This window comes from Vannielia sp., assembly GCF_029212645.1.
Classification (GTDB): domain Bacteria; phylum Pseudomonadota; class Alphaproteobacteria; order Rhodobacterales; family Rhodobacteraceae; genus Vannielia.
On the sequence record NZ_JARGND010000005.1, the window covers coordinates 1 to 22,192 of the forward strand.

Consider the following 22,192-nt stretch of genomic DNA (forward strand, 5'->3'; position numbering starts at 1 on the left):
CCCAGAAGCGCATCATACTCCAGCCCCTCGCGGGCCAGAACGCGCAGCTTGTAGTTGAACAGATCATTGACCTTGTCGGTGCCGCTGAACGCCACCAGTAGAAGATGATCCTTGCCCAGAACCGTCTCCACCCGACCCAGGTTATTGTCCTGGGTATAAATTCCGTCCATTCCCAAATCGCCCCGATACCAAACTGATGCCGCTTATAATGGCGGCGAAACGCGGTTAACCAATGGCTGGAAGATGACCTTGTTTTGTCGGGAGTTCAACCTTCGGGTGATTGGCGCGGCCAAGCGCCTCAATCTACCCCGCCAACACCGCGCAGCCCCACAATGCGCAGGCTCCCGCGACCGCGCTGACCACAAACCCGCCATTCAACGGAGATCGGGCAATGACGGCAATGTCCGCTCACCTGACCTCCGCGCTTCCTGCGTTGTAGGTCCGGTCTGGGTAAGAATTGCTTGACGTTTGGGTCAATATTGCATGACGCGCCCTTCTGATCTGATTCAGAAAATCCGGTTTATCGAGTCAAAGGTGTGCGACGTTCCACACTCCAAGGCTGCTCACGATGCACCAGCGTCGAGCCTGTCGCCTGCTCAATGGCGTCAATCTGCCCCTCTACGCTCGCCGCCGTGTAGCCGTCACCGGGGGTGATCAAATGGGCAATCCGCGTGCCGCCTGCGCCGTCAAAAAACCCGATATGGCACCCCGAAATGCGCCCCGTCGCCACCCACTCCACCGTGTTATCAAGCGCACAGGAGGAGGTGCCCCAGCCCTTGGCCGTTGTGCCGCCCCCCGCCCCGGCGCCATTGCCAAGGTAGGGACTCCACAGCCCATCGCCCTGCGGATCAAGCACAAACCGCAGGCGGCCGGTTTGTGCATCCCAGGTGGCATCCACCCGGTAGAATTGCTCCATCACATCTGCATCTACACATCTGCATCTACAGCGGTGCCGGGATGGGACGGCGCGTTCAGGCGGAAGTTGAAATCAAAGCTCTTTACCAGCGAAAAGCCAACCCCGAAGGTGGCATCAAGGGTTTGCGCATCCATTGCAGGCTCCAATGCTTTTGGTCGGGAATAAAGCCACCCGAGCGCCCGCGCCACCCAACCTCCAGCCAAATTCAGGCCCAACCACTCGCCCTATGGTTAGCGCCCTTCAAACCGCGGCGCGCGCTTTTCCAGAAAGGCCGTCACCCCTTCGTGGAAATCCGTGCTGCTGCCGCACACGCCCTGCCCTGCGGCTTCCACCGCAAGCTGCTCTTCAAGCGTGTTCTCATAAGACGCCCGGATCGCCTGCTTCATCTGGCGGTAGGCCAGCGTAGGCCCCTTGGCCAGATGCGCCGCACGTCCGCGCCAATGCGCCTCAAATCCATCATCCGCCACCGTTTCCCAGATCATCCCCCAGGCTTCTGCCTGCCGCGCTGTGATGGAGTCCGCAAACAGCGCCGCCCCCATCGCGCGCGCAAAGCTCACCTGCTTGGGCAGCCACCACGTTCCGCCCGCGTCGGGCATAAGGCCAATGCGGGCAAAGGCCTGGATGAACGTGGCGCTCTCGGTGGCAATCACCACATCCGCCGCCAGCGCAAGGTTGGCCCCCGCCCCCGCCGCCGCACCGTTCACCGCCGAAAACGTTGGGATGGCACAGCCGTAAATCGCCTTCAGCATCGGTTCATATTCGTCGATCAGCGTGCGTTCCATATCGCTGTCTTCAATCGACTGCCCCTCAACAAGGTCCTGCCCCGCGCAAAAGGCCCGCCCCTGCCCGGTCATCACCAGCACCCGCGCCTCTGCCTCTGCCGCCTTGATCGCATGGAGCAACTCGGCCCGCATCTGCGCATCGAGGCTGTTCATCTTTTCCGGGTAAGACAGGGTGATAACGGCCACGCCGTCCTTCATCTCATATGTAATGCGACCGTAGGTCATGCGCGGCTCTCCCTAAGCAATGTCAGGGGGCAGCATAAGGAACTCTCTGGCTCACAAAAGCCAAAACCCGGCGTCACTTCTCGCCAAGAAGCTCCGCAAGCCGCGCCTCTTCGTCAGGCGCCAGCCCATCGGGGCCTTGCGCCTTCGTGCTGCGCCGCCGCTGCGCCACCAATGCAACCAGCAAACCCAGCAGCAAAAGCACCGGACCGGCGAGCCAAAGCACCCAGTTCCACCCCTTTACGGGCGGGTTCATCAGAACAAACTCACCGTAGCGCGCAAGGAAATAGGCCTTCACCTCGTCGTTGGTCTTTCCCTCGGCGATCAACTCACGCACCTTCGCACGGGCATCGCGTGACCAATCCGCGTTCGACGATGAAATAGCCTCTGCCTGGCACTTCACGCAGCGCAGCTCATGGTCAAGCTGGCGCGCCCGCGCCTCCAGCGCCGGATCGTCCAGCATTTCCGACGGGTCGAGCGCCAGCGCCGGCAACGCCAGGGCGAAGAGCGCCGCGATGAGCCACAACGCCCGCCTCATTCTGCGGGCACCTCGGCCCGGCGCACCTTGCGCGCCCCCGCCGCCACCCGAAAGCGCCGGTCGGTGAGTGAAAGCAGCCCGCCAAGCGCCATCAGCGCGCACCCGGCCCAGATCCAGCTTGCGAAAGGTTTGATATAGGTCCGCATCGCCCAGCCCCCGCCCTGTTGCGCATCGCCGATCACCACGTAGATATCACGCCACAGCCCGTTGTGAATGGCGGCCTCCGTGGTTGGCATCGCCTGCACCGGATACACCCGCTTTTCCGGGTGGAGCATGGTGATCAGCGCGCCATCCTTCTCAACCGTCACCGGGGCCGTCGTGCTCATGTAGTTCGGCCCCTGCTCGCGCACCACCTCGCCCAGTGTCAGCGTCAGCCCGGCCACCTCAAACGGCTCGCCCACATTGGCCACGCGAATATCCTCGCTCTGCCAGGCGGTGATCGCCGCCACCCCAAGAATCGTGATCCCAAGGCCGGAATGTGCGGTAAACTTGCCCCAATCGGCCCGTGTCAGGCGGAAAAGCCGGGCAATCCGGTTGCCAAAGCTGCCCCGTCCGGTGCGGCTGAACAGGTCGGTCAAGCCGCCCGCGATGATCCACACCGCCAGCCCCACGCCCACCGGCGCCAGCGCCGAGCGGCCCGTTTGCACCGCCCAAACCAGCACCAAAGCGGCGAGCGCCACCAGCGCCGCCGGGATCAACTGCTTGATCACCCGCCCCAGCTTGGCCCGCTTCCACGGCAGCATCGCGCCCACCGGCAAGATCACCGCCAGCGCCACCATGAAGGGCGTGAAGGCCGTGTCAAAGAACGGCGCCTGCACCGATAGCTTGCGCCCCAGCGCCAGCTCGGCCACCAGCGGCCAGATGGTGCCCACGAACACAAGGATCGAGGCAACCGAGAGCAGCACGTTGTTCAACACCAGCCCGGTTTCGCGGCTCGCCAGCGCAAAAACCCCCTTGGCCTCCATCGTGCCCGCCCGCAGCGCATACAACACAAAGGCGCCACCAACGAAAAACACAAGGATACCAAGGATATAAACGCCCCTCTCCGGGTCATTCGCAAAGGCATGCACCGAGGTGATAACCCCCGAGCGCACAATGAACGTGCCGATCAGCGAAAAGCCAAAGGCGGTGATCGCCAAAAGGATCGTCCAGGCCTTCAGCGCCTCCCGCTTCTCAACCACAATGGCCGAGTGCAGCAGCGCGGCGGCAAAGAGCCATGGCATGAAAGAGGCATTCTCGACCGGGTCCCAAAACCAGAAACCGCCCCAGCCAAGCTCGTAATAGGCCCACCAGGAGCCAAGCGCGATGCCGATGGTCAAAAACACCCAGGCCGCCAGCGTCCAGGGGCGCACCCAGCGCGCCCATGCGGCATCCACCTTGCCTTCAATCAACGCGGCAACGGCAAAGGAAAAGGCCATCGAAAGGCCCACATAACCAAGGTACAAAAACGGCGGATGAAAGGCGAGGCCCGGATCCTGCAACAGCGGGTTCAGGTCCTGCCCATCCAGCGGGGGCCGTCCAAGGCGCAAACACGGGTTCGAGGTGAGCAGGATAAAGCCGTAAAACGCCACCCCGACCGAGGCTTGCACCGCCAGCACTCGGGCGCGGAACGTGTCCGTCAGGCGCTGCCCAAAGGCCGCCGCCGCCGCGCCAAAGGCCGCAAGGATCAAAACCCACAGCAGCATCGAGCCTTCGTGATTCCCCCACACACCGCTGATCTTGTAGAGCATGGGTTTCAGCGTGTGCGAGTTCAGCGTCACCAGCCGAAGCGAGAAATCCGAAACGATAAAGCTATAGGTCAGCGCCGCAAAAGACAGGCCAACCAAGAGAAATTGCAGCAAAGCGGCAGGTTCGGCCACCGCCATCCAGCCCGGCCATCGTTTGCCCGCCCCGATCAGCGGCACCACGGTTTGCACAACCGCCACAAGGGCAGCGAGGATGAGGGCGAAATGTCCGAGCTCTGCTATCATTCATCGCTTCTACCCCCTTGCGACGCCGCCGAAAATCCCCCTGCGCTCACCCGTCGCAGGCTTGTGATCCGCGCCGCCCCCATTCCACCCTCGCAGGATGGGTGAAACCCACCGCACCCCACGCCCAAACCTCACCCCAAAACCGCCAGCGCCAGCGCCGCCGCCGCCACCGCGCCCCCCAGCACCGAAAGCAGCGCTACATCGCCCAGCCCAAAGGCTTGGCGGATCGCTTGCAGGTGCAAAAGCGTGCCGGTGAGGTAAAGCGCCAGCGCCCCCAGCGCCGTTGGGTGGGCCGGCATCACCGGGCCACCCGCCAGATCAGCCGCGAGCCAGCTGCCCACCAGTGCCGTAGCCCCGGCCCAGGAGAAGGTCATCGCCAGCGCCAGCGGCGTCGCCTTTTCTGACCAAAGCCACAAAAACGTGGCCGACACGCCCGCGCCAAGCACCGTAAGCGCCGCGCGCACCATGTCCTGCGCCAGTGAAAGCCCCGCCGCGCCCGCCAGAACAGCCATTAATCCAACGCATGAAGAAAAGATCACAAGCGCCTGTTTCATTTCTGTAAAACCTCTTTCAATGCCATATCCAGCCGATGCGCCGCATCGCGGTTACGATCACTCTCGCGCTCCATCTCGCGCCCCAGCAGCACCCGCCGGATCACCCGCTCCAACCGGCTCATTCCTTCGCCCCCCGGCCGGGCAGGCGCTCACGGATGAGTGTCGTCAACTCGATGATGATCTCGGTGTTGCGATGCAGCGCGGCGCGGGTCGTTTCATCCTTTTTGTGGTCCTTGAAGAGCAGGAAAAAGACCAGCAGCACCCACGGCCCGTGCTCGGTGATGATGCTCACCCAAACGCTGTCGGGGATCATCGGCCGCGGTCCTCCGACCAGTCCTGAAGCGCCGGGTTGGGCGAAAGATCCGCCTCCAACTCCGGCGGGCGGCCCGCGCCCGCCTCAAGCGCCTTCAACGCCGCCATATTGGCCTGAACCTGCGGCACCAGCGCTGCCGAAGCGGCGATAGATCGTTGAAAATCCTGTCCTTTCACCTGATGGCGCGCCCCAAAGTAAAAGCTCACGATCGCGCCCATCAGCCACCACAGCGGCTGTGGCACCAGCGCGATCCCCTGCATCCGTGCGGCAAACCACATCGGATGCACCAGCGCCGAAACGAAAAGGCCAATAGTGCCAAGCGCCAGCGCCGGGCGCGGCACCCGGTTCAACCCATCCATGAAGCGATCAAACCAGCCCTTGCGCTCCACCATGAACTCGGCGGCAAACTGCTCCAGCGCCCGCGCCTGATAGTCCGCCGAGCGGGCCGCGCCCGCTTCGGCGTTTTCGCGAAACACCTCCACGGTTTCCGCCACAACATTGCGCCCGCCGCCAAAGAGCGAGGTAAACAGCCCCTGGATCAGCCCCATTTTGCCACCCGCGCCCGGTGCTCCGCCTCGGTCAAATGGTATTTCGGAGAGATGAATTCCTCGGCCCGCGTGATCCAGCCGCCCTTGCCGCCATCGCGCCGGCGGGCATATTTGCGGCTCGCCGGGCGGCTATCGGCCAGGGCGTAGTAGTAGTTGCGCCGCGCAATGCCATAGGCATCCGCCAAATGCGCCGGGGCCTCATCAAAGGCCTCCCGCGCCGCCGCAATGGTTTGCGGGCCAATCGCCCCATCCACCGCCGCCGGGTGGCCCATGCGTGTGAGCAGCCGTTGCAGGATTTTCACCGCCTGCCCGCCCGCATTGACATACATGTCAAACACGCTGGCTTGCAGCACCTGCGGCAGGGCCGCAATGCCGGGGCGGCGAAAGTAATGTTCCACAAATATCCGCTGCGCCTGTGCCGCGCTCAGCCGCTTCAGATCACGCAGGGTAGAGCGTCCATCGCCGTCCACATCCACCCCAAGGCGGCGCAGCGTGCGGTAGGTTACACCATGTTTGGTGGCCCCACCGGGATCATCTGGGTCATTAACGTAGCCGCCTTCGCGGGTGACGATGTCACGGGCAATTTCTTCGACAGAAAGCATGAGAGCCTCCGGGTGTTTCCTCGAACCACCTCAAAAGCTCTCTGATTTGCTTTAAGATTTATGAAGCCGCGCGAACGCCCGTCGCAAACTGCGGCATTTCACCTTTGCTTCAAACCCTTATCGGGCGACCTTCAACCAGCCTTTTCTTCCGCCTGCGCGGCCAGAGCCTCGGCGCGGGCGGCCAGTTCGGCCAGCGTTTCGGTGATCTGCGGCGGGATGACAGGCACTTCCACGCGCTGCGGCGCAGGGCGCGGCATGGTGCGCATCTCCTCGATCAGCTTCTCCTGCGCGGCCAGCTTTTCCTCTGCCGCATTGGCCTTTTCCTCAAAGGCGGCGGTGCGGTCCGCCAGCATCAGCCCGGCCATCAGCAGCATCCGCGCCTCGGGCAACCGCCCGATCTGGCCCACCAGCGTGCTGGCCTCGCGGTCCAATAGCTTGGCCGCCGATTGCAGGTAGTGCTCTTCGCCCTCCTGGCAGGCAACCGAAAAGCTCCGCCCGCCGATGGTGATTTCAACTTCAGCCATGCGATGCGCCCTCCCCAACCAACGGCTCCAGCGCGGCAATCACCGCGTCCAGTTCTTCACGATCATTGGCCCGCAGGCTCTTCAGCCGTTCTGCCTCTTCTTCAAGTTCGGATATCCGCTCCTGCTGGCGCTCTTTCAGCGCCTTCATCGCGTCCACCCGCTCGCGCAGCTGCACGTTGACCGTTTGCTCGGCCTCCAGCGCCTGCTTGAGTTGCACCACCTGCGCCTCCAGTGCGGCGCGGGCCTGTTCTTCCTCGGCACTTGGCGCGGCGGCCGTATCATAAGAGGCCACGGCGCGCCCGATCCGGTCCATCGCCGCTGTCAGCCTGCGCTCCAGCCCTGTCACATCATTCATTCTGCACGTCCCCGCGGCGTGGATCGCCGCTCATCTTATTGCCTCACCTGTCACGCAGGGCCCGGCCCCGAATCGACACCGCACCCCTGCGTCACCCAGTTTAACCACGCGACCCGCATTTTGCCTCCCCTTTCTTTTCATGCACTTACCGTCCTGCCTTGAACTTGGCCCTAGGGCTGCTATCAGGGCTGGGATTTTCGCGCTCCCCGGTGCCTCGGGGCCAACGATGACGGAACTGATAAGGGGAAATTCCTTGGATATCGACGCGCTCCGCAAAGACCATCCCGATCACTGGATGAAAGCAGCCTGCATCCGCACGCTCACGTTGGATGCGGTCGCCGCCGCAAATTCCGGGCACTCCGGTGCGCCGATGGGCATGGCCGATGTGGCCACCGTGCTGTTTGAAAAGCACCTGAAGTTCGATGCCTCCGCGCCCAACTGGCCGGACCGCGATCGCTTCATCCTCTCGGCGGGCCACGGCTCCATGCTGGTCTATTCGCTGCTCTATCTCACCGGCGATGCGCAGATCACGCTCGATCAGATCAAGAACTTCCGCCAGCTTGGGGCCCGCACCGCAGGCCACCCCGAGAACTTCCTTGCCGACGCCATCGAAACCACCACAGGCCCGCTCGGCCAGGGCATCTCCAATTCCGTGGGCTTTGCCATTGCCGAGGAGGCGCAGCGCGCCGCCTGGGGCAAACGCGTGGTGGATCACATGACCTACGTCATGGCCGGTGACGGCTGCCTGATGGAGGGCGTGAGCCAGGAGGCCATCGCGCTGGCGGGCCACCTCAAGCTCTCGCACCTCGTGGTGATGTGGGACAACAACGGCATCACCATCGACGGCAAGGTTTCGCTCTCCGACAGCACCGATCAATGCGCCCGCTTCGCCGCCTCCGGCTGGAACGTGCTGCAAATTGACGGGCATGATCCGGTGGCGATTGATGAGGCGCTGACCAAGGCAAAAGCCTCCGACAAGCCCACCATGATCGCCTGCAAAACCCATATCGCCCTGGGCCACGCCGCGCAGGACACTTCCAAAGGCCACGGCGCCCTCACCGACGCCGACCAGAAGGCCGCCACCAAGGAAGCCTACGGCTGGAACCACCCCGATTTCACCATCCCCGCCCCGCTCAAGGAGGCCTGGGAGGCGATTGGCGCGCGCGGTGCACAGGACCGCAAGGATTGGGAAACCCGCCTCGCCGCCCTGTCAGACCGCAAGCGCGAAGAGTGGGAGCGCCAGCAATCCGGCGCGGTGCCCAAAAAGCTCTCTGCCGTGATCCGCGCCCTGAAAAAGCAGATCAGCGATGAAGCGCCCAAGGTTGCCACCCGCAAGGCTTCGGAAATGGCGCTTGAGGTCATCAACCCGGTGATGGGCGAAACCATCGGCGGCTCGGCTGACCTGACCGGCTCGAACAACACCAAAACCGGCGATCTGGGGGTGTTTTCCGCCGAGGACCGTGCAGGCCGCTACATCTATTACGGCATCCGTGAGCATGGCATGGCCGCCGCGATGAACGGCATGGCGCTGCACGGCGGGGTCAAACCCTACGGTGGCACCTTCATGTGCTTCACCGATTATGCCCGCCCGGCGATGCGCCTTTCCGCCCTGATGAAGATCGCCCCGGTCTACGTGATGACCCACGACAGCATCGGCCTTGGCGAAGATGGCCCAACCCACCAGCCGGTTGAGCACCTTGCGATGTTGCGCGCCACCCCCAACACCCATGTGTTCCGCCCCGCCGACGCGGTGGAAACCGCCGAGGCCTGGGAGCTGGCGCTCTCCACCACCAGCGCGCCTTCGGTGCTGTGCCTGTCGCGTCAGGGGCTGCCGACCGTGCGCACCGAGCACAAGGTCAAGAACCTCACCGCCCAGGGCGCTTACGTTCTGGCCGATGCCGAGGGCAAGCGTCAGGCGATCCTCCTGGCCACCGGCTCCGAGGTCGCCATCGCGATGGAGGCCAAGGCCCTGCTTGAGGCCGAGGGCATCGGCACCCGCGTCGTCTCCATGCCGTCGATGGATCTTTTCGCGGCGCAGGACGAAAAATACCGCAAGCGCGTACTGCCCGCAGGCGCGGTCCGCGTGGCCGTTGAAGCGGGTGTGCGCCAGGGATGGGACCAATGGCTGCTCGGTGAGCGTGGCCGCGAGGCCAAGGCCGGCTTTATCGGCATGTCGAGCTTTGGAGCCTCCGCCCCGGCAGGCGAGCTTTATGAGCACTTCGGCATCACCGCCGAGGCCGTGGCAGAGAAGGTCAAAAGCCTGCTCTGATCCGCTACAATCGAACCCTACAAAAAAGGCGCGTCGGACCCCCGGCGCGCCTTTTTCATGTCAGCCTTTCAGCTCCTCAGCGCAAACCGCCCCGGCCCGGCAACCGCCAGCGCAAGGCAGCCCCCGGCAATCGCCCAATTCTTCACGAAAATCGTCATCTGCCACGGATCACTTGGGATGAAGTGAAAGATGCTGGTGACACCACAATAAAGCGCCAGCGCCAAAGCCACCGGCGTCACCCACACCCCCGCCAGCAGCGCCACGGCGGCGGCGGCGTTGAAGGCCAGCGCAGGCCACACCAGCCAGCCGGGCAAGCCCTTGGCGGCCAATAGCTCGATCACCGGGGTCGGGTCGGTCTTTTGCACCGCGCCACCAAGGAACAGCGCCGCAATCAGCCCCCGCGCCACCAAGAGCGCCACGTTTTGCCAGATCACCGCCCATGCTCCGCAGAACCGGGGCCACAAGGCCAGCTCACGCGGGCTTGCCCCGCACCGCTGTCCAAAGCGGGGTGATGATGCCGCTCATCAGCGCGATCAGCACGAAGCCCAGCAGCAGGCCAAACACCCCCGCAATCGCCGCGCTCACCGCCCAGATCACCGAAGCCGCCGCCGCCTCGGGCACCAGATGCGCTGCCGCCTCGGCGGCCAGTTCGACCCAGTGTTCAGGGTCATGCCAGCCAAGGGCCGCCAACCCGTGGATGATGATCTGCCCGCCAACCCACAGCATCGCCGCCGTGCCGATGATCATCAAGAGCTTCAGGAAACCCGGCATCGCCTTCACAATCCTGCGGCCCAAGGCTTGCGTCAGCCCCAAACGGCCCCGCTCGGCCATATGCAGGCCCACGTCATCGGCCTTCACGATCAGCCCGACCGAGCCATAAACCAGCAGCGTAACCCCCAGCGCAGCAAAGGCCAGCGCCCCGGCCTGAAACCAGATCGTGTTGTCAGTTGGCAGGGCGGCAAGGATGATTGTCATGATCTCTGCCGACAGGATGAAATCTGTCTTGATCGCGCCCTTCACCTTGGACTCTTCCAGATGCAAGGGATCGCCCACCGCCTCGCCCGCCGCGTGGTGGCCGCCCTTGTGCAGCACATGCCAGATCTTCTCGGCCCCCTCAAAACAAAGGTAAGCACCACCCAGCATCAAAAGCGGCGTAATCAGCCAGGGCGCAAAGCTGGAGAGAAGCAGCGCCACCGGCAACAAGATCACCAGCTTGTTGAAGATCGAACCCCGCGCGATGCGCCAGACAATCGACAACTCGCGCTCCGCGCTGAACCCCTGCAAGTACTTCGGCGTCACCGCCGCATCGTCAATCAACGCGCCCGCCGCCTTGGCCCCCGCCTTCGCCGCCTGGCCTGCGATATCATCCACCGAGGCTGCTGCGATCTTGGCAATCGCGGCCACATCATCCAACAGGGCTAATAATCCACTCATGCCGTTCCTTTCCACCAACTGACGCCAGAAGGTAGGGATTCGTCGCCGCAAGGCAACCCCGCCCCCTTGATAGCGCCACCAGATGCGCCTGCTTGCGCTAACAGACGGATGTTTTCGCTAACAGTCTGATTTAGCGGGGTTTCGACAATGTGCAATGGTGTGGTAATTCCGCGCCAACAGGCATCAAGGGAAGCAGCATATCATGACCGTCACCATCGGGATCAACGGCTTTGGACGCATCGGACGTTGCACATTGGCCCAGATCGCCGAAAGCGCGCGCAATGATGTGTCTGTCGTCAAGATCAACGCCCCCGGCGATATCGAGACCCACGCCCACCTGCTGCGTTACGATTCCGTCCACGGGCGCTTCCCCGGTGAGGTCACCGTGAAAGACCGCGCCATTGATCTGGGCTGTGGCCCGATCGAGGTGATGTCGTCCTACGCGCCCGAAACCCTTGATTGGGGCGGCTGCGACGTGGTGCTCGAATGCACCGGCAAGTTCAACGATGGGGTAAAATCCGCGATCCACCTTGAGCGCGGCGCAGGCAAGGTGCTCATCTCAGCCCCCGCCACCAATGTGGACCGCACGGTTGTTTACGGCGTCAACCACCGCGCCCTCACCGCCGAAGAGCGCATGGTTTCCAACGGGTCCTGCACCACCAACGGCCTCGCCCCGCTGGCCAAGGTGCTGAACGATGCAATCGGCATCGAACGCGGCATCATGACAACGATTCACAGCTATACCGGCGATCAACCCACGCTCGACCGCCGCCACAACGATCTCTACCGCGCCCGCGCCGCCGCCATGGCGATGATCCCCACCTCCACCGGCGCCGCCAAGGCCCTGGGTGAGGTGTTGCCCGAACTCGCTGGCAAGCTCGACGGCACCGCGATGCGTGTGCCGACCCCCAATGTCTCGGCGGTTGACCTCACCTTCGAGGCAGGCCGGGATGTGACGGTTGCGGATGTGAACGAAGTGGTCGCCGAAGCCTGCGCCGGGCACATGGGCATGGTCATGTCTTACGATCCCGAGGCCAAGGTTTCAGTTGATTTCAACCACACCGTCCAAAGCTCGATCTTTGCACCGGACCAGACCAAAGTGGTTGGCCGCACCGTTCGCGTGCTGGCATGGTATGACAACGAATGGGGCTTTTCCGCCCGCATGGCGGATGTTGCCGGCCACATGGGCCGCCTCCAATAAGCTCTCCGGCGGGCGGTGCCCTGTGCGCCCCCGCCCTTGGCGGCACCGGCAAACGGCCACACCCAGGCGGAAATGATCCGCCCCCGCTCTAGGCAACCCCGCGCCGCACAGCTATTGAATGAGCCATGACCAACCGCCTCGCCATTGTGCTCTTCATTCTATTCATCGCCCTGCTGGTCGGCGACGGCGTACTGAATGATGGCTCCGGCACCATGATCGCCCTCAAGCGCTTTGCCCAACTGACCGAATGGCTGGCCTTCTGGCGATAGGCCCGCCGGACGATCACCAGAAACCAGCCTGTGCCCCAAAACAAAAGGGCCGCCCACCGGGCGACCCTCCTGTTAGCTTCAAGGCTGGCCTTACGAGTCGAAGGCTCCGCGCACGGCAGTGTCAACTTCGCTCGGCGAAGAGCTGGCGTTCATCACGGTGATGAGCTCAACAACTTCATCGTCCGACAGTGTTGCCACGTCATGCTCAAAGCCACGGATGTTCAGCTTTGCTTGCAGACGTTCACGCATGGTGGCCACTTCCACCGAGGTGTCGATCGAACCGTCGACCAGATCGGCATAGAACTCGGCGTTGGTGCCTTCAATGATCTCACCAATGGCGTTGGTCTTGTCAGCTGGCGAGCCGCTGCTGTCGTTCAGCACCATGTAAACCTGCTTGACCTGATCTTCGGTCAGCGTTTCCACGGCCACTTCAGGGGCGTATTGGTTGATCTGGAGGGCAACGCTCTCGCGCAACTCGTCGGCGTTCATGGCGACGGCAGAACCAGCGGTCAGGGCGATTGCAGCAACAGTCATCATAATGCGTTTCATAGGTTAGAACTCCTTTTTCTTCATACCCGGCGAATCTTTGCTGCCGGAGGGTGCGGCGGGCGGCCCTCATTGGCCTGCTCCCTGCACCGTCATTGCCTACACAACGGCGCGCCGGTGATTTTCGTTCCCAACCATTTCAAAGATTTTCTCTCACAACCGCTCCCACCACCCCCTCCCGCCTTTGAAAAAAAGGGCCGATGCCGGGTTCAAATAACCTCTCTCCCATGCCATGCTTCGCTTGACAGAGGCTGCTGAATTGCTTTGTTAGCGATAACATATTCACCAAGTTCAACAAGGAGGGTCCCATGGCCGTCAAAGTTGCCATCAACGGATTTGGCCGTATCGGCCGTAACGTGCTTCGCGCCATCATCGAAAGCGGCCGCACCGATCTCGAAGTCATCGCGATCAATGATCTTGGCCCGGTCGAAACCAACGCCCACCTGCTGCGCTTTGACAGCGTCCATGGCCGCTTCCCCGCAGAGGTCACCACCACCGAAGACACCATTGATGTGGGCCGCGGCCCGATCAAGGTTACCGCTATGCGCAACCCGGCTGATCTGCCTTGGTCAGATGTTGACATCGTGATGGAATGCACCGGCATCTTCACCTCCCGGGAGGCCTGCCAGGCCCATCTGGAAAACGGCTCCTCCCGCGTGCTCATCTCGGCTCCGGGCAAAAACGCCGATGCCACCATCGTTTATGGCGTTAACCACGACAGCCTCACCAAGGACGCGATTGTCGTCTCCAACGCCTCCTGCACCACCAACTGCCTCGCGCCGGTGGCCAAGGTGCTGAACGATACCATCGGCATCACCAAAGGCTTCATGACCACGATCCACAGCTACACCGGCGACCAGCCCACGCTGGACACCATGCACAAGGATCTCTACCGCGCCCGCGCCGCGGCCATGTCGATGATCCCCACCTCAACCGGGGCCGCCAAGGCCGTGGGCCTGGTGCTGCCGGAGCTGAACGGCAAGCTCGATGGCGTCGCCATCCGCGTGCCCACGCCCAATGTCTCGGTCGTGGACCTCACCTTTGAGGCCTCGCGCAGCACCTCGGTGGAAGAGATCAACGAGGCCATGAAAGCCGCCGCCGCTGGCCCGCTCAAAGGCATCCTCGGCGTCACCGCCCTGCCCAACGTGTCGATCGACTTCAACCACGATCCGCACAGCTCCACCTTCGCGCTGGATCAAACCAAGGTCATGGAGGGCACCATGGCCCGCATCCTCACCTGGTATGACAACGAATGGGGCTTCTCCAACCGGATGAGCGATACCGCCGTGGCAATGGGCAAGTTCCTCTAGGCATCCCCGCCACCGCCACCTGACCAAAGGGCCGCAGCACTCCGCTGCGGCCCTTTTTCATGGCTCGCCCTTTCTCGCCATGCATCCAGCGCATAGAGGGGCGGCGAAAGCAGACGTTGTGCTGCACCGCAGCATGACTATCTGTGCCCTCGAAAGACACCAACCGATTGCACGAAAGGACAGCACCGATGACCGTCTTTACCAAACTCCGCTCCGCTATGGAGAAACATAACCGCTACGAGCAAACCCGCCGTGAACTGGCGAGCATGTCGCGTGAAACCGCGCTTGATCTGGGCCTTTACCCGGAAGACGCCGCACAAACCGCCTATCGCGCGGTTTACGGCTAATTCGCTTCGCAAACATGGGTAGGCCCGCCTGACTGGCTCACATCCACCACCGGCGTCATAAAAAGAAACGCGCCGTCAGGCGCACATTTAAAGCGTTCCGCCAAAAACCTGACTCACAGCTTTTGGCGGAGCGCAGTGCGAGGCAGGACTGTTGCGCGCGCCTCGCCTTTATCTGATGTCTCAGGTTAAAGGCGTGACGCTTTAGGTAATAGCCCGCTCTACGGGCCGCTCTGCACCGCCCCGTTAAAGCGATCCTGCCGCGCCGCAACGCCCGGCAAATCCAGCAGGGAGGTGTGGGCGGCGGGCGGCAAAACCCACCGCTCCACGGCATCAGGCAAATGCATCAAAACTCGCCAGCGCCTTCGTCTTGACCCCAGTTCACACTTGCCTAGCCAATGCGCTCCAGCAGCCGCGTCCGCACCCGCTTGGGCACAAATTTCGAAACATCTCCGCCCAGCCGCGCGATTTCTTTCACCAGCTTGGAGGCAATCGCCTGCCGCTCGGCCGAGGCCATCAAAAACACGGTTTCGACACTGTCATCAAGTTGGCGGTTCATGCCAACCATCTGATATTCATACTCAAAGTCAGCCACAGCCCGCAGCCCACGAATGATCACACCGGCACCCACATCATGGGCACAGTCGATCAGAAGGTTCTCAAACGGGTGCACCACGATCTCGCAGCCGGTTTTCTCGGCCATCTCACCGCATTGCTCTTGCAGCATCTCCACCCGCTCTTCCAGGGTAAACAGCGGTCCCTTGTCGGCATTGATCGCAACGCCAATCACAAGCCGGTCAACCAGAGCGCAGGCGCGTAGGATAATGTCGGTATGTCCAAGAGTTATCGGGTCAAAAGTGCCCGGATAAAGGCCAATGCGCATAAAAGTCCTCCCGTAAATATGCTGGCTTTGGGTGGGCACAAGAAACACACAGCATCAACGAGGGGCAAGCCAAAATCCGCCCTTTGCGCAATAATATTGCGCCTTTATTGAGAATATCGGCGATGAAGCACCAGTCGCGGGGCTAGTGCCCCATGATCATCCCTTCCAGCGCATTCTTCTCCATCGACAATTCGCTCAGCCGCGCCTTGACCACATCACCAATCGAAACCAGCCCGATCATCTTGCCGTCTTCCACCACCGGCAGGTGGCGAAAGCGCCCCTGCGTCATGATCTCAAGAACGCCCAGCGCCGTCTCCGAGGTGGTGCAGGTGATGAGCTTCCTCGTCATCAACTCCTCCACCTTGTCGCTCATGCACGATGGCCCACGACGGCCCAGCTCGCGCACGATGTCCCGCTCCGAGAGGATGCCTTCCAGCGCAACGCCATCCGGCGAAACCACGACCGAACCAATCCGCTTTTCCGACAACAGCTTTGCCGCATCCGCCACCGAACTGCCCGGCTTCACCGTTTCCACGGCTCCGCCATCGCCTTTTTCCTTCAGGATCTGCTGCACCAGCATGAGTGTCTCCTTCGCGTTTCAGCCCCGCCTCCCCAGCGTTGCGCCGCGCGCGACACCTGTCAAGTCTGCATCCCCTTGCGGCGACATTGGCCAAGGGTCGCCCATGGCTCAGGCCGCCGCCCCCTCCAGCCGCTCGATCTCGCCGCGCAAGCCCTCACACAGCAATTCCGCAAAGCGCGAATGCCGCCGCACCCGCCGATCATCGCCATGGCGCACCAGCCAAAAGGTGCGCTTGAGGCTCCAGTCCTCGGCCAAAACCCGCTCAACCCTCGGGTCCGCGCCCAGGGCAAAACCATGCACCACGCCAAGCCCCGCCCCCTGCCGAACCCACTGGAACTGCACCGACGCCGAGTTTGACGCCAGTTGCACCCGCTCCAGCCCCAATTCGCTAAGGTAGTCCAACTCCTTGTCAAAGATCATGTCAGGCACATATCCCACCAGCCGCCGCCCCTTCAAATCCTCCAGCCCGCTGACCGGCTGGTGCCTGAGGTGGCTGCGCGAGGCCGCAAGATAAAGGTGGTAATCCGCAATCTTCTGCACCGTCAGCCGCGCCGCCGTGGGCCGCGACACCGCCACCGCCATATCGGCCTCGCGCCGGTTGAGGTTGAACACCCGTGGCAGCGAAACCACCTGCACCTCCAGGTCAGGATGCGCCTCGCAAATGCGGGCCACCACCTGCGGCAACAGGAAGTTGGCGCAGCCGTCCGGCGCCCCCACCCTGATGGTGCCGCCAAGCCGGTCCTCCTGCCCGCGCACCGCATCCTCGGCCGCCAGCATCGCCTGCTCCAACTCTTCGGCATGGGGCACCATCCGCTCGCCCGCCTCGCTCATCGCGTAGCCCTGTGGCGATTTCAAAAACAACTTCGAGCCCAGCGCTGCCTCCAGCCGCGCCACGCGGCGCCCCACGGTGGCCGGGTCCATCTTCAGCACCGCCCCCCCGCCCGAGAGGCTCCCCTCCCTTGCCACCGCCAGAAAAATCTTCATGTCGTCCCAGGCCGGTGCTGCCGCCATGCTCTCTCTCCTCTGAACCGTCTTGCATTATTGCAAAGCGCTTTTGCCAAGCTGCCGCTTTTACCTCGATTAATGCAAGAGTAAGGTCGCCGCAATTCAAACCCCCGGAGGAAAACCCCATGGAAGAGATCGGCCACTTCATCAACGGCACCCGCACCGCAGGCACGTCAGGGCGCACCGCCGATGTGATGAACCCCGCCACCGGCGAAGTGCAGGGCAAGGTTGCCCTCGCCACCACCGCCGAGGTCAACGACGCGGTTGCCAAAGCCGCCGAGGCGCAAAAGGCATGGGGGGCCACCAACCCGCAGCGCCGCGCCCGCGTGATGATGAAATTCGGCGCGCTGATCAACGAGAACATGGATGCGCTGGCCGAGGCGGTTGCCCGCGAACACGGCAAAACCCTCCCCGATGCACGCGGCGATGTGCAGCGCGGCCTTGAGGTGGTTGAGTTCTGCATGGGTGCGCCCCACCTGCTCAAAGGGGATTTCACCGATGATGGCGGCCCGGGGATCGACCTGCATTCCATGCGCCAGCCGCTTGGCGTTGTCGCCGGGATCACCCCGTTCAACTTCCCCGCCATGATCCCGCTGTGGAAAATGGCCGGCGCTCTGGCCTGCGGCAACGCGATGATCCTGAAGCCCTCCGAGCGCGTGCCCACCACCGCCATGATGCTGGCCGAGCTGATGCAGGAAGCCGGCCTGCCCGATGGCGTGCTGCAAGTGGTGAACGGTGACAAGGAGGCGGTTGACGCGCTTCTCGACAATGACACCATCCAGGCCGTCGCCTTTGTTGGCTCCACCCCGATCGCCCATTACATTTACAGCCGCGCCACCGCCAACGGCAAACGCGCCCAGTGCTTTGGCGGCGCCAAGAACCACATGGTCATCATGCCCGATGCCGATATGGACAAGGCCGCTGACGCGCTGGTTGGCGCAGGCTTTGGCGCGGCAGGCGAACGCTGCATGGCGATCTCGGTTGCCGTGCCAGTGGGCAAGGACACCGCCGATGCGCTGATCGAAAAGCTGGTCCCCCGTGTCGAGGCGCTCAAGGTTGGCCCCTATACCTCTGAGAATGATGTCGATTACGGGCCCGTTATCACCGCAGCCGCCAAGGAGCGCATCCTCGGGCTGGTCAACTCCGGCGTCAATGAGGGCGCAGAGCTGGTGGTTGATGGCCGCGACTTCTCGCTGCAAGGCTACGAAGAGGGCTATTTCGTTGGCCCGTCGCTGTTTGACAACGTGACCCCGGATATGGAGATCTACCGCGAAGAGATCTTCGGCCCGGTGCTGTGCCAGGTGCGTGCCGACAGCTATGATGAAGCCCTGCAACTGGTGATGGACAACCCCTATGGCAACGGCACCGCGATCTACACCGCCGATGGCGACGTGGCCCGCGATTATGCCCACCGGGTGAATGTCGGCATGGTCGGGATCAACTTCCCCATCCCGGTGCCGCTCAGCTACCACACTTTCGGCGGCTGGAAGGCCTCGGGCTTTGGCGATCTCAACCAGTTCGGCCCCGATGCGTTCCGCTTCTATACCCGCACCAAAACCGTCACCTCCCGCTGGTTCTCCGGCATCAAGGACGGCGGCGAGTTTGCCTTCAAGCAAATGGACTGATTGGCCCCTCGCCAATCTGCACCACTTTCAAAGGGCGGCCCATCGGGTCGCCCTTTGCGCGCGCCGTTCCCCGCTGGACTTCCCTTGACCTATTGGTAAAGAATGGTCCGCGCAGGAAACAACAGCAGAAAAAACGCGCAATGCCCGTCACCTACCAGATCCTCGCCGATCTCGGCATCGTCTATGTTCGCTACGATGGCCCCATGGATGTCGCCGAAAGCGGGGCGCTCTTTGCCAGCTACATGGCCGATCCCGGCTTTCGCCCCGGACAAAAGCAGCTTGTCGACCTGTCGCGCATCACCGGGTACGAGCGTGATTTTGCCGGGCTGCTCGCCCTTCAGGCCAAAAAGGCCGAAGCCTTCCTGCAAGGCCCCGAAACCATCATCGTCTACTACGCCCCCGGCGGCGTGGCCCGCGAGGTGGCCCATCTCGCCATGCGCAGCTGGGAAAACCTCGATGCCATCGTCGCCCTGGTGCAAGATACCGAAGCAGGCACACTCTCCGTCCTCGGTCTTTCAGAAACCAGCTTCTCCGCCCTCATCCAGGGCGCGGTCTGACCCCCGGTGCGCCCTTCCCAAAGCCCGCCGCATCGGGCAGTCTTTGCCCATGACACCGCGCTATTTTCTGAACCGCCTGCGCGAAGCGGGTGATGCCCTCCTTTGTGTGACCACGCCCGAAGGCGAGATCGCCCGCCTCACCCTGCATGAGCTGCGCATCACCGAAAGCCGTGCAGCCCGCCCCGGCGCGGCCCCCGAAAGCTGGAAAGAAACCCTGCTCAGCCTCGCCCCCGGCCCCGGCCCGATCCTGCGCGCCTCGACCCTCGCCAGCGAGCTTGCCTCCTGCCTCAAGGCGCTCCCCGAGGCCGAGAACCTGCCGCTCTTCATCGAGATCACCCGCGCCGGAACCGGCCCCCGCCGCCACCGCCTCGCGCCCCCCGAAGCGACCGGCGCCCGCCTGCTGATCCCCCTCACCGAAACCACCGAGTCCGCCCGCCCCATCGCCCCCCACGCCCATAATCACGATGACGACCAAGGGCACGACCACGGGCACACCCGCGAAAACCACCCCCCAAAGCCCCTCCCCAACCTCTAAGCACTCAACCGCATGCCCGGCTTGGATTGGCCTTGGGTGGACCGTCCTTCGGTTGAGCGGACCGGGCCTTTCTGCCGCAGATTATAAAGGTTCGGGCACACACACCCCGACCGGAATCAAGCCGCAGGCGCCGGTCGAGCGCCTGCCCGTCCGGCGGGCTGGCGCTACCTTGCCACCAGCGCCCCGAATGAACGGAAGATGACCTTGTAACCATAAAGGGCTTCCGAAAGGACGTTGGGGCGCCATCCCACGGGCAGGCGCGCGACCGTCTTGGGTTGCGTCCAGTCGCCCCCCAAACCGTCCTCCAAAACAGCACAAAAAGCCGTCTCAGCCGTCCCCCTCATCACACAAACCCACCCACCATCCTTCTGATCTCGCCATCACCCTACATCGCCCTTGCGCTCTCAACGGCAAGATCAGCGCCAATACCCTCCTCACTGGCCGTCCGGCGCGGAAAGTGATCCAAACAGCGCCCCAAAGCCCCCTCCTCACGCCAGCCCCAAACCGCCCGCCCCCCGGAACCAACCGCCCCTGCCTGCGTTCTCCCAATAACCGAAAGGACATCCCATGCCCCGCGCCCTCGCCAAAGCCGCCCTTGCCCTCACCCTCACCGCCGCCCCCCTCGCGGCGCAAACCGCCTGCCCGCAAGGCACCATCCTCGCCGATAGCGCCTGCCACCTGCCCGGTGACACCAGCGTAACCACCTTCAACCAGCCGCAAGTCGAAGACACCAAGGTCTATGACCTCACTGCCAATGGCCCCTTCGGCATCACCCGCTACGAAGATGCGCAGCGCGTGACGCTCAGTAATAACAGCCTCCTGATCACCAACCCCGATGTCGACCTGACGGTGATTGCCGACTGACGCCGCCCAATTTCCCTTCCCTCCCTCTTCGCCCCGGTGCACCATGTGCCGGGGCGCCGTGCCCTTCGCGCAAGGGGGATCAAAATGGCCGTCACACAACCAAGCTTCTCGCTGGGCATCGAGGAAGAATACCTCCTCGTTGACCGCGACAGCCTCGAACTGGCCACCGCTCCCCCCGAGCTGATGGAAGATTGCACCACCGAGCTGGCCGATCAGGTCAGCCCCGAATTTCTGCAATGCCAGATCGAAATCGGCACCCGCAAATGCGCCACCATCGCCGAGGCGCGTGATGACCTGAAGCGCCTGCGCTCTGCCGTCTCCCGCTGCGCGGCGCGCTATAACCTCGCCCCCATCGCCACCGCCTGCCACCCCTTCGCCGATTGGAAAGACCAGCACCACACCGATCGCGCCCGCTACAACACCCTGCGCGATGACCTCGGCGGCGTGGTCCGCCGGATGCTGATCTGCGGGATGCACGTCCACGTCGGGATTGATAACGACGACCTGCGCGCAGACCTGCTCCCGCAACTCAGCTACTTCCTGCCGCATCTCCTGGCGCTCTCGGCCTCCTCGCCCTTCTGGCAGGGGCAGGATACCGGCCTCTCCTCCTACCGGTTGTCGGTGTTCGATAACCTGCCGCGCACCGGCCTGCCGCCCACCTTTGAAAGCTTCGCCGAATATGAGCGCACGGTAGATGCACTGGTCGATCTCGGCGTCATCGAAGACAGCACCAAGATCTGGTGGGATCTGCGCCCCTCTCACCGCTTCCCCACCCTCGAAACCCGCATCTGCGACGTAACCCCCCGGATCGAAGACACGCTCTCCATCGCCGCCGCCAACCAGGCCCTCTTGCGGATGCTCTGGCGGATGCGGGTGCGTAACCTGCGCTGGCGGCACTACGGGCGCTTCCTGATCGCCGAAAACCGCTGGCGCGCCCAGCGATACGGCGTCAACGAAGGGCTGATCGACTTTGGCGCCCACCAGATCACCCCCATGCCAGACCTCGTGAACGAACTGATCGCCCTGCTCGAAAAAGACGCCCACGCCCTCGGCTCCACCGCCGAACTCGAACGCCTGAGCGAGATCGCCACCCAAGGCACCTCCGCCGACCGCCAACGCGCCGTCTACACCGGCAACCGCGAGTCCGGCGCAAGCCACAACGCCGCCATGCGCTCGGTGGTCGAGCATCTGATAGACGAGTTTCATGAGGGGCTTTGAGGGGGCTGCGGAGATTACCGTGACGATTAAGTAAGCCGCCCCCCACCCAATCCCCCACACAAGGCGGTCGCGCGCCTGCCCGTGGGGTGGCGCTCCAACGTCAGTTCAAAAGCCCTTTATGGTCGCAAGATCATCTTCCGCCCCTTCGAAGCGCTATCGTCCAACCAGCGCCAGCCCGCCGGAACGGGCAGGCGCTCGACCGGCGCCTTCGGCTTGATTCCGGTCGGG

Annotated in this window: 29 protein-coding genes; 10 read left to right on the top strand and 19 right to left on the bottom strand. The window is 63.2% G+C overall.

Features of this window, described 5'->3' with window-relative positions:
- Positions 1-520: 520 nt before the first annotated feature.
- The 12 genes from P1U55_RS02655 to P1U55_RS02710 form a co-directional block, all read right to left on the bottom strand.
- Positions 521-916 (bottom strand): hypothetical protein, encoded by a 396-nt coding sequence (locus P1U55_RS02655; RefSeq protein WP_301045943.1) that lies wholly within the window; start codon positions 914-916, stop codon positions 521-523.
- 11 nt (positions 917-927) lie between these two features.
- Positions 928-1,050 (bottom strand): hypothetical protein, encoded by a 123-nt coding sequence (locus P1U55_RS02660; protein ID WP_301045944.1) that lies wholly within the window; start codon positions 1,048-1,050, stop codon positions 928-930.
- Between the two features lie 96 nt (positions 1,051-1,146).
- On the bottom strand, positions 1,147-1,923 hold the full coding sequence (locus P1U55_RS02665) for an enoyl-CoA hydratase-related protein (protein WP_301045945.1): 777 nt from the start codon (positions 1,921-1,923) through the stop codon (positions 1,147-1,149).
- Positions 1,924-1,996: 73 nt separating this feature from the next.
- On the bottom strand, positions 1,997-2,458 hold the full coding sequence (locus tag P1U55_RS02670; RefSeq protein ID WP_301045946.1) for a cytochrome c-type biogenesis protein: 462 nt from the start codon (positions 2,456-2,458) through the stop codon (positions 1,997-1,999).
- Complete coding sequence (locus tag P1U55_RS02675) at positions 2,455-4,428, bottom strand: heme lyase CcmF/NrfE family subunit (RefSeq protein WP_301045947.1); 1,974 nt, start codon at positions 4,426-4,428, stop codon at positions 2,455-2,457. The genes P1U55_RS02670 and P1U55_RS02675 overlap by 4 nt, the downstream gene beginning before the upstream one ends.
- Positions 4,429-4,559: 131 nt before the next feature.
- Complete coding sequence (locus P1U55_RS02680; protein ID WP_301045948.1) at positions 4,560-4,982, bottom strand: hypothetical protein; 423 nt, start codon at positions 4,980-4,982, stop codon at positions 4,560-4,562.
- Positions 4,979-5,104 carry a hypothetical protein gene (locus tag P1U55_RS02685; protein ID WP_301045949.1) on the bottom strand — a complete coding sequence of 42 codons (126 nt, stop codon included), beginning with the start codon at positions 5,102-5,104 and terminating at the stop codon, positions 4,979-4,981. The genes P1U55_RS02680 and P1U55_RS02685 overlap by 4 nt, the downstream gene beginning before the upstream one ends.
- On the bottom strand, positions 5,101-5,295 hold the full coding sequence (locus P1U55_RS02690) for a hypothetical protein (protein ID WP_301045950.1): 195 nt from the start codon (positions 5,293-5,295) through the stop codon (positions 5,101-5,103). Before P1U55_RS02690 ends, P1U55_RS02685 begins: the two co-directional genes overlap by 4 nt.
- Positions 5,292-5,843: a holin family protein gene (locus tag P1U55_RS02695; RefSeq protein WP_301045951.1), complete on the bottom strand. Its 552-nt coding sequence runs from the start codon at positions 5,841-5,843 to the stop codon at positions 5,292-5,294. Before P1U55_RS02695 ends, P1U55_RS02690 begins: the two co-directional genes overlap by 4 nt.
- Positions 5,834-6,445, bottom strand: coding sequence for a holin-associated N-acetylmuramidase (locus tag P1U55_RS02700; protein ID WP_301045952.1), 612 nt, complete (start codon positions 6,443-6,445; stop codon positions 5,834-5,836). The genes P1U55_RS02695 and P1U55_RS02700 overlap by 10 nt, the downstream gene beginning before the upstream one ends.
- 131 nt (positions 6,446-6,576) lie before the next feature.
- The gene (locus P1U55_RS02705) at positions 6,577-6,969 is read right to left on the bottom strand and encodes a cell division protein ZapA (protein WP_301045953.1); all 393 of its coding nucleotides are present in this window, start codon (positions 6,967-6,969) and stop codon (positions 6,577-6,579) included.
- Positions 6,962-7,324 (bottom strand): hypothetical protein, encoded by a 363-nt coding sequence (locus tag P1U55_RS02710; protein ID WP_301045954.1) that lies wholly within the window; start codon positions 7,322-7,324, stop codon positions 6,962-6,964. Before P1U55_RS02710 ends, P1U55_RS02705 begins: the two co-directional genes overlap by 8 nt.
- A 253-nt stretch (positions 7,325-7,577) precedes the next feature.
- Between P1U55_RS02710 and tkt the strand changes: the two genes are divergently transcribed.
- Complete coding sequence (gene tkt, locus P1U55_RS02715) at positions 7,578-9,593, top strand: transketolase (protein ID WP_301045955.1); 2,016 nt, start codon at positions 7,578-7,580, stop codon at positions 9,591-9,593.
- Between the two features lie 68 nt (positions 9,594-9,661).
- Here tkt and P1U55_RS02720 read toward each other — a convergent pair whose 3' ends face one another.
- Positions 9,662-10,027, bottom strand: coding sequence for a DoxX family membrane protein (locus tag P1U55_RS02720; protein WP_301045956.1), 366 nt, complete (start codon positions 10,025-10,027; stop codon positions 9,662-9,664).
- Positions 10,028-10,064: 37 nt separating this feature from the next.
- Positions 10,065-11,027: a DUF808 domain-containing protein gene (locus tag P1U55_RS02725; RefSeq protein WP_301045957.1), complete on the bottom strand. Its 963-nt coding sequence runs from the start codon at positions 11,025-11,027 to the stop codon at positions 10,065-10,067.
- Between the two features lie 202 nt (positions 11,028-11,229).
- Between P1U55_RS02725 and gap (P1U55_RS02730) the strand changes: the two genes are divergently transcribed.
- Both gap (P1U55_RS02730) and P1U55_RS02735 read left to right on the top strand, forming a co-directional pair.
- Complete coding sequence (gene gap, locus P1U55_RS02730; protein ID WP_301045958.1) at positions 11,230-12,228, top strand: type I glyceraldehyde-3-phosphate dehydrogenase; 999 nt, start codon at positions 11,230-11,232, stop codon at positions 12,226-12,228.
- 125 nt (positions 12,229-12,353) lie between these two features.
- Positions 12,354-12,497 carry a glyceraldehyde-3-phosphate dehydrogenase gene (locus P1U55_RS02735; RefSeq protein WP_301045959.1) on the top strand — a complete coding sequence of 48 codons (144 nt, stop codon included), beginning with the start codon at positions 12,354-12,356 and terminating at the stop codon, positions 12,495-12,497.
- A 90-nt stretch (positions 12,498-12,587) separates the two neighbouring features.
- Here P1U55_RS02735 and P1U55_RS02740 read toward each other — a convergent pair whose 3' ends face one another.
- Positions 12,588-13,046: a hypothetical protein gene (locus tag P1U55_RS02740; protein ID WP_301045960.1), complete on the bottom strand. Its 459-nt coding sequence runs from the start codon at positions 13,044-13,046 to the stop codon at positions 12,588-12,590.
- Between the two features lie 305 nt (positions 13,047-13,351).
- Here P1U55_RS02740 and gap (P1U55_RS02745) point away from each other — a divergent pair, with 305 nt between their 5' ends.
- Complete coding sequence (gene gap, locus P1U55_RS02745; RefSeq protein WP_301045961.1) at positions 13,352-14,353, top strand: type I glyceraldehyde-3-phosphate dehydrogenase; 1,002 nt, start codon at positions 13,352-13,354, stop codon at positions 14,351-14,353.
- A gap of 188 nt (positions 14,354-14,541) precedes the next feature.
- Positions 14,542-14,700 carry a DUF1127 domain-containing protein gene (locus P1U55_RS02750; RefSeq protein ID WP_301045962.1) on the top strand — a complete coding sequence of 53 codons (159 nt, stop codon included), beginning with the start codon at positions 14,542-14,544 and terminating at the stop codon, positions 14,698-14,700.
- Between the two features lie 218 nt (positions 14,701-14,918).
- On the opposite strand, the gene P1U55_RS02755 is transcribed toward P1U55_RS02750, so the two are convergent.
- From P1U55_RS02755 to P1U55_RS02770, 4 genes are all read right to left on the bottom strand, one after another.
- Entirely contained in the window at positions 14,919-15,044 is a 126-nt protein-coding gene (locus P1U55_RS02755) for a hypothetical protein (RefSeq protein ID WP_301045963.1), read from the bottom strand.
- A gap of 44 nt (positions 15,045-15,088) precedes the next feature.
- Complete coding sequence (coaD, locus tag P1U55_RS02760) at positions 15,089-15,580, bottom strand: pantetheine-phosphate adenylyltransferase (RefSeq protein WP_301045964.1); 492 nt, start codon at positions 15,578-15,580, stop codon at positions 15,089-15,091.
- A 142-nt stretch (positions 15,581-15,722) separates the two neighbouring features.
- Entirely contained in the window at positions 15,723-16,160 is a 438-nt protein-coding gene (locus tag P1U55_RS02765; RefSeq protein WP_301045965.1) for a CBS domain-containing protein, read from the bottom strand.
- A 108-nt stretch (positions 16,161-16,268) separates the two neighbouring features.
- The gene (locus P1U55_RS02770; RefSeq protein ID WP_301045966.1) at positions 16,269-17,171 is read right to left on the bottom strand and encodes a LysR family transcriptional regulator; all 903 of its coding nucleotides are present in this window, start codon (positions 17,169-17,171) and stop codon (positions 16,269-16,271) included.
- A 119-nt stretch (positions 17,172-17,290) separates the two neighbouring features.
- On the opposite strand from P1U55_RS02770, the gene P1U55_RS02775 reads away from it, so the two are divergent.
- The 5 genes from P1U55_RS02775 to P1U55_RS02795 all read left to right on the top strand — a co-directional run bounded on the left by P1U55_RS02775 (position 17,291) and on the right by P1U55_RS02795 (position 21,964).
- Positions 17,291-18,790: a CoA-acylating methylmalonate-semialdehyde dehydrogenase gene (locus tag P1U55_RS02775; protein ID WP_301045967.1), complete on the top strand. Its 1,500-nt coding sequence runs from the start codon at positions 17,291-17,293 to the stop codon at positions 18,788-18,790.
- Between the two features lie 140 nt (positions 18,791-18,930).
- Complete coding sequence (locus P1U55_RS02780; RefSeq protein ID WP_301045968.1) at positions 18,931-19,347, top strand: hypothetical protein; 417 nt, start codon at positions 18,931-18,933, stop codon at positions 19,345-19,347.
- A gap of 49 nt (positions 19,348-19,396) precedes the next feature.
- Positions 19,397-19,882, top strand: coding sequence for a hypothetical protein (locus P1U55_RS02785; RefSeq protein WP_301045969.1), 486 nt, complete (start codon positions 19,397-19,399; stop codon positions 19,880-19,882).
- 567 nt (positions 19,883-20,449) lie between these two features.
- Positions 20,450-20,746 (top strand): hypothetical protein, encoded by a 297-nt coding sequence (locus tag P1U55_RS02790; protein ID WP_301045970.1) that lies wholly within the window; start codon positions 20,450-20,452, stop codon positions 20,744-20,746.
- Between the two features lie 84 nt (positions 20,747-20,830).
- Positions 20,831-21,964 carry a carboxylate-amine ligase gene (locus P1U55_RS02795; protein WP_301045971.1) on the top strand — a complete coding sequence of 378 codons (1,134 nt, stop codon included), beginning with the start codon at positions 20,831-20,833 and terminating at the stop codon, positions 21,962-21,964.
- Positions 21,965-22,192: the final 228 nt, after the last annotated feature.

Bases quoted from the DNA above. Each gene is read 5' to 3' on its own strand.
- P1U55_RS02770 (WP_301045966.1), bottom strand. From the start codon at position 17,171: ATGGCGGCAGCACCGGCCTGGGACGACATGAAGATTTTTCTGGCGGTG.
- P1U55_RS02755 (WP_301045963.1), bottom strand. From the start codon at position 15,044: ATGCATTTGCCTGATGCCGTGGAGCGGTGGGTTTTGCCGCCCGCCGCC.
- P1U55_RS02665 (WP_301045945.1), bottom strand. From the start codon at position 1,923: ATGACCTACGGTCGCATTACATATGAGATGAAGGACGGCGTGGCCGTT.
- P1U55_RS02685 (WP_301045949.1), bottom strand. From the start codon at position 5,104: ATGAGCCGGTTGGAGCGGGTGATCCGGCGGGTGCTGCTGGGGCGCGAG.
- P1U55_RS02725 (WP_301045957.1), bottom strand. From the start codon at position 11,027: ATGAGTGGATTATTAGCCCTGTTGGATGATGTGGCCGCGATTGCCAAG.
- P1U55_RS02795 (WP_301045971.1), top strand. From the start codon at position 20,831: ATGGCCGTCACACAACCAAGCTTCTCGCTGGGCATCGAGGAAGAATAC.
- P1U55_RS02710 (WP_301045954.1), bottom strand. From the start codon at position 7,324: ATGAATGATGTGACAGGGCTGGAGCGCAGGCTGACAGCGGCGATGGAC.
- P1U55_RS02735 (WP_301045959.1), top strand. From the start codon at position 12,354: ATGACCAACCGCCTCGCCATTGTGCTCTTCATTCTATTCATCGCCCTG.
- P1U55_RS02690 (WP_301045950.1), bottom strand. From the start codon at position 5,295: ATGATCCCCGACAGCGTTTGGGTGAGCATCATCACCGAGCACGGGCCG.
- P1U55_RS02660 (WP_301045944.1), bottom strand. From the start codon at position 1,050: ATGGATGCGCAAACCCTTGATGCCACCTTCGGGGTTGGCTTTTCGCTG.
- P1U55_RS02680 (WP_301045948.1), bottom strand. From the start codon at position 4,982: ATGAAACAGGCGCTTGTGATCTTTTCTTCATGCGTTGGATTAATGGCT.
- P1U55_RS02695 (WP_301045951.1), bottom strand. From the start codon at position 5,843: ATGGGGCTGATCCAGGGGCTGTTTACCTCGCTCTTTGGCGGCGGGCGC.
- gap (WP_301045958.1), top strand. From the start codon at position 11,230: ATGACCGTCACCATCGGGATCAACGGCTTTGGACGCATCGGACGTTGC.
- P1U55_RS02675 (WP_301045947.1), bottom strand. From the start codon at position 4,428: ATGATAGCAGAGCTCGGACATTTCGCCCTCATCCTCGCTGCCCTTGTG.
- P1U55_RS02790 (WP_301045970.1), top strand. From the start codon at position 20,450: ATGCCCCGCGCCCTCGCCAAAGCCGCCCTTGCCCTCACCCTCACCGCC.
- P1U55_RS02750 (WP_301045962.1), top strand. From the start codon at position 14,542: ATGACCGTCTTTACCAAACTCCGCTCCGCTATGGAGAAACATAACCGC.
- P1U55_RS02775 (WP_301045967.1), top strand. From the start codon at position 17,291: ATGGAAGAGATCGGCCACTTCATCAACGGCACCCGCACCGCAGGCACG.
- P1U55_RS02785 (WP_301045969.1), top strand. From the start codon at position 19,397: ATGACACCGCGCTATTTTCTGAACCGCCTGCGCGAAGCGGGTGATGCC.
- P1U55_RS02780 (WP_301045968.1), top strand. From the start codon at position 18,931: ATGCCCGTCACCTACCAGATCCTCGCCGATCTCGGCATCGTCTATGTT.
- coaD (WP_301045964.1), bottom strand. From the start codon at position 15,580: ATGCGCATTGGCCTTTATCCGGGCACTTTTGACCCGATAACTCTTGGA.
- P1U55_RS02700 (WP_301045952.1), bottom strand. From the start codon at position 6,445: ATGCTTTCTGTCGAAGAAATTGCCCGTGACATCGTCACCCGCGAAGGC.
- P1U55_RS02655 (WP_301045943.1), bottom strand. From the start codon at position 916: ATGGAGCAATTCTACCGGGTGGATGCCACCTGGGATGCACAAACCGGC.
- P1U55_RS02705 (WP_301045953.1), bottom strand. From the start codon at position 6,969: ATGGCTGAAGTTGAAATCACCATCGGCGGGCGGAGCTTTTCGGTTGCC.
- P1U55_RS02740 (WP_301045960.1), bottom strand. From the start codon at position 13,046: ATGAAACGCATTATGATGACTGTTGCTGCAATCGCCCTGACCGCTGGT.
- gap (WP_301045961.1), top strand. From the start codon at position 13,352: ATGGCCGTCAAAGTTGCCATCAACGGATTTGGCCGTATCGGCCGTAAC.
- P1U55_RS02670 (WP_301045946.1), bottom strand. From the start codon at position 2,458: ATGAGGCGGGCGTTGTGGCTCATCGCGGCGCTCTTCGCCCTGGCGTTG.
- P1U55_RS02765 (WP_301045965.1), bottom strand. From the start codon at position 16,160: ATGCTGGTGCAGCAGATCCTGAAGGAAAAAGGCGATGGCGGAGCCGTG.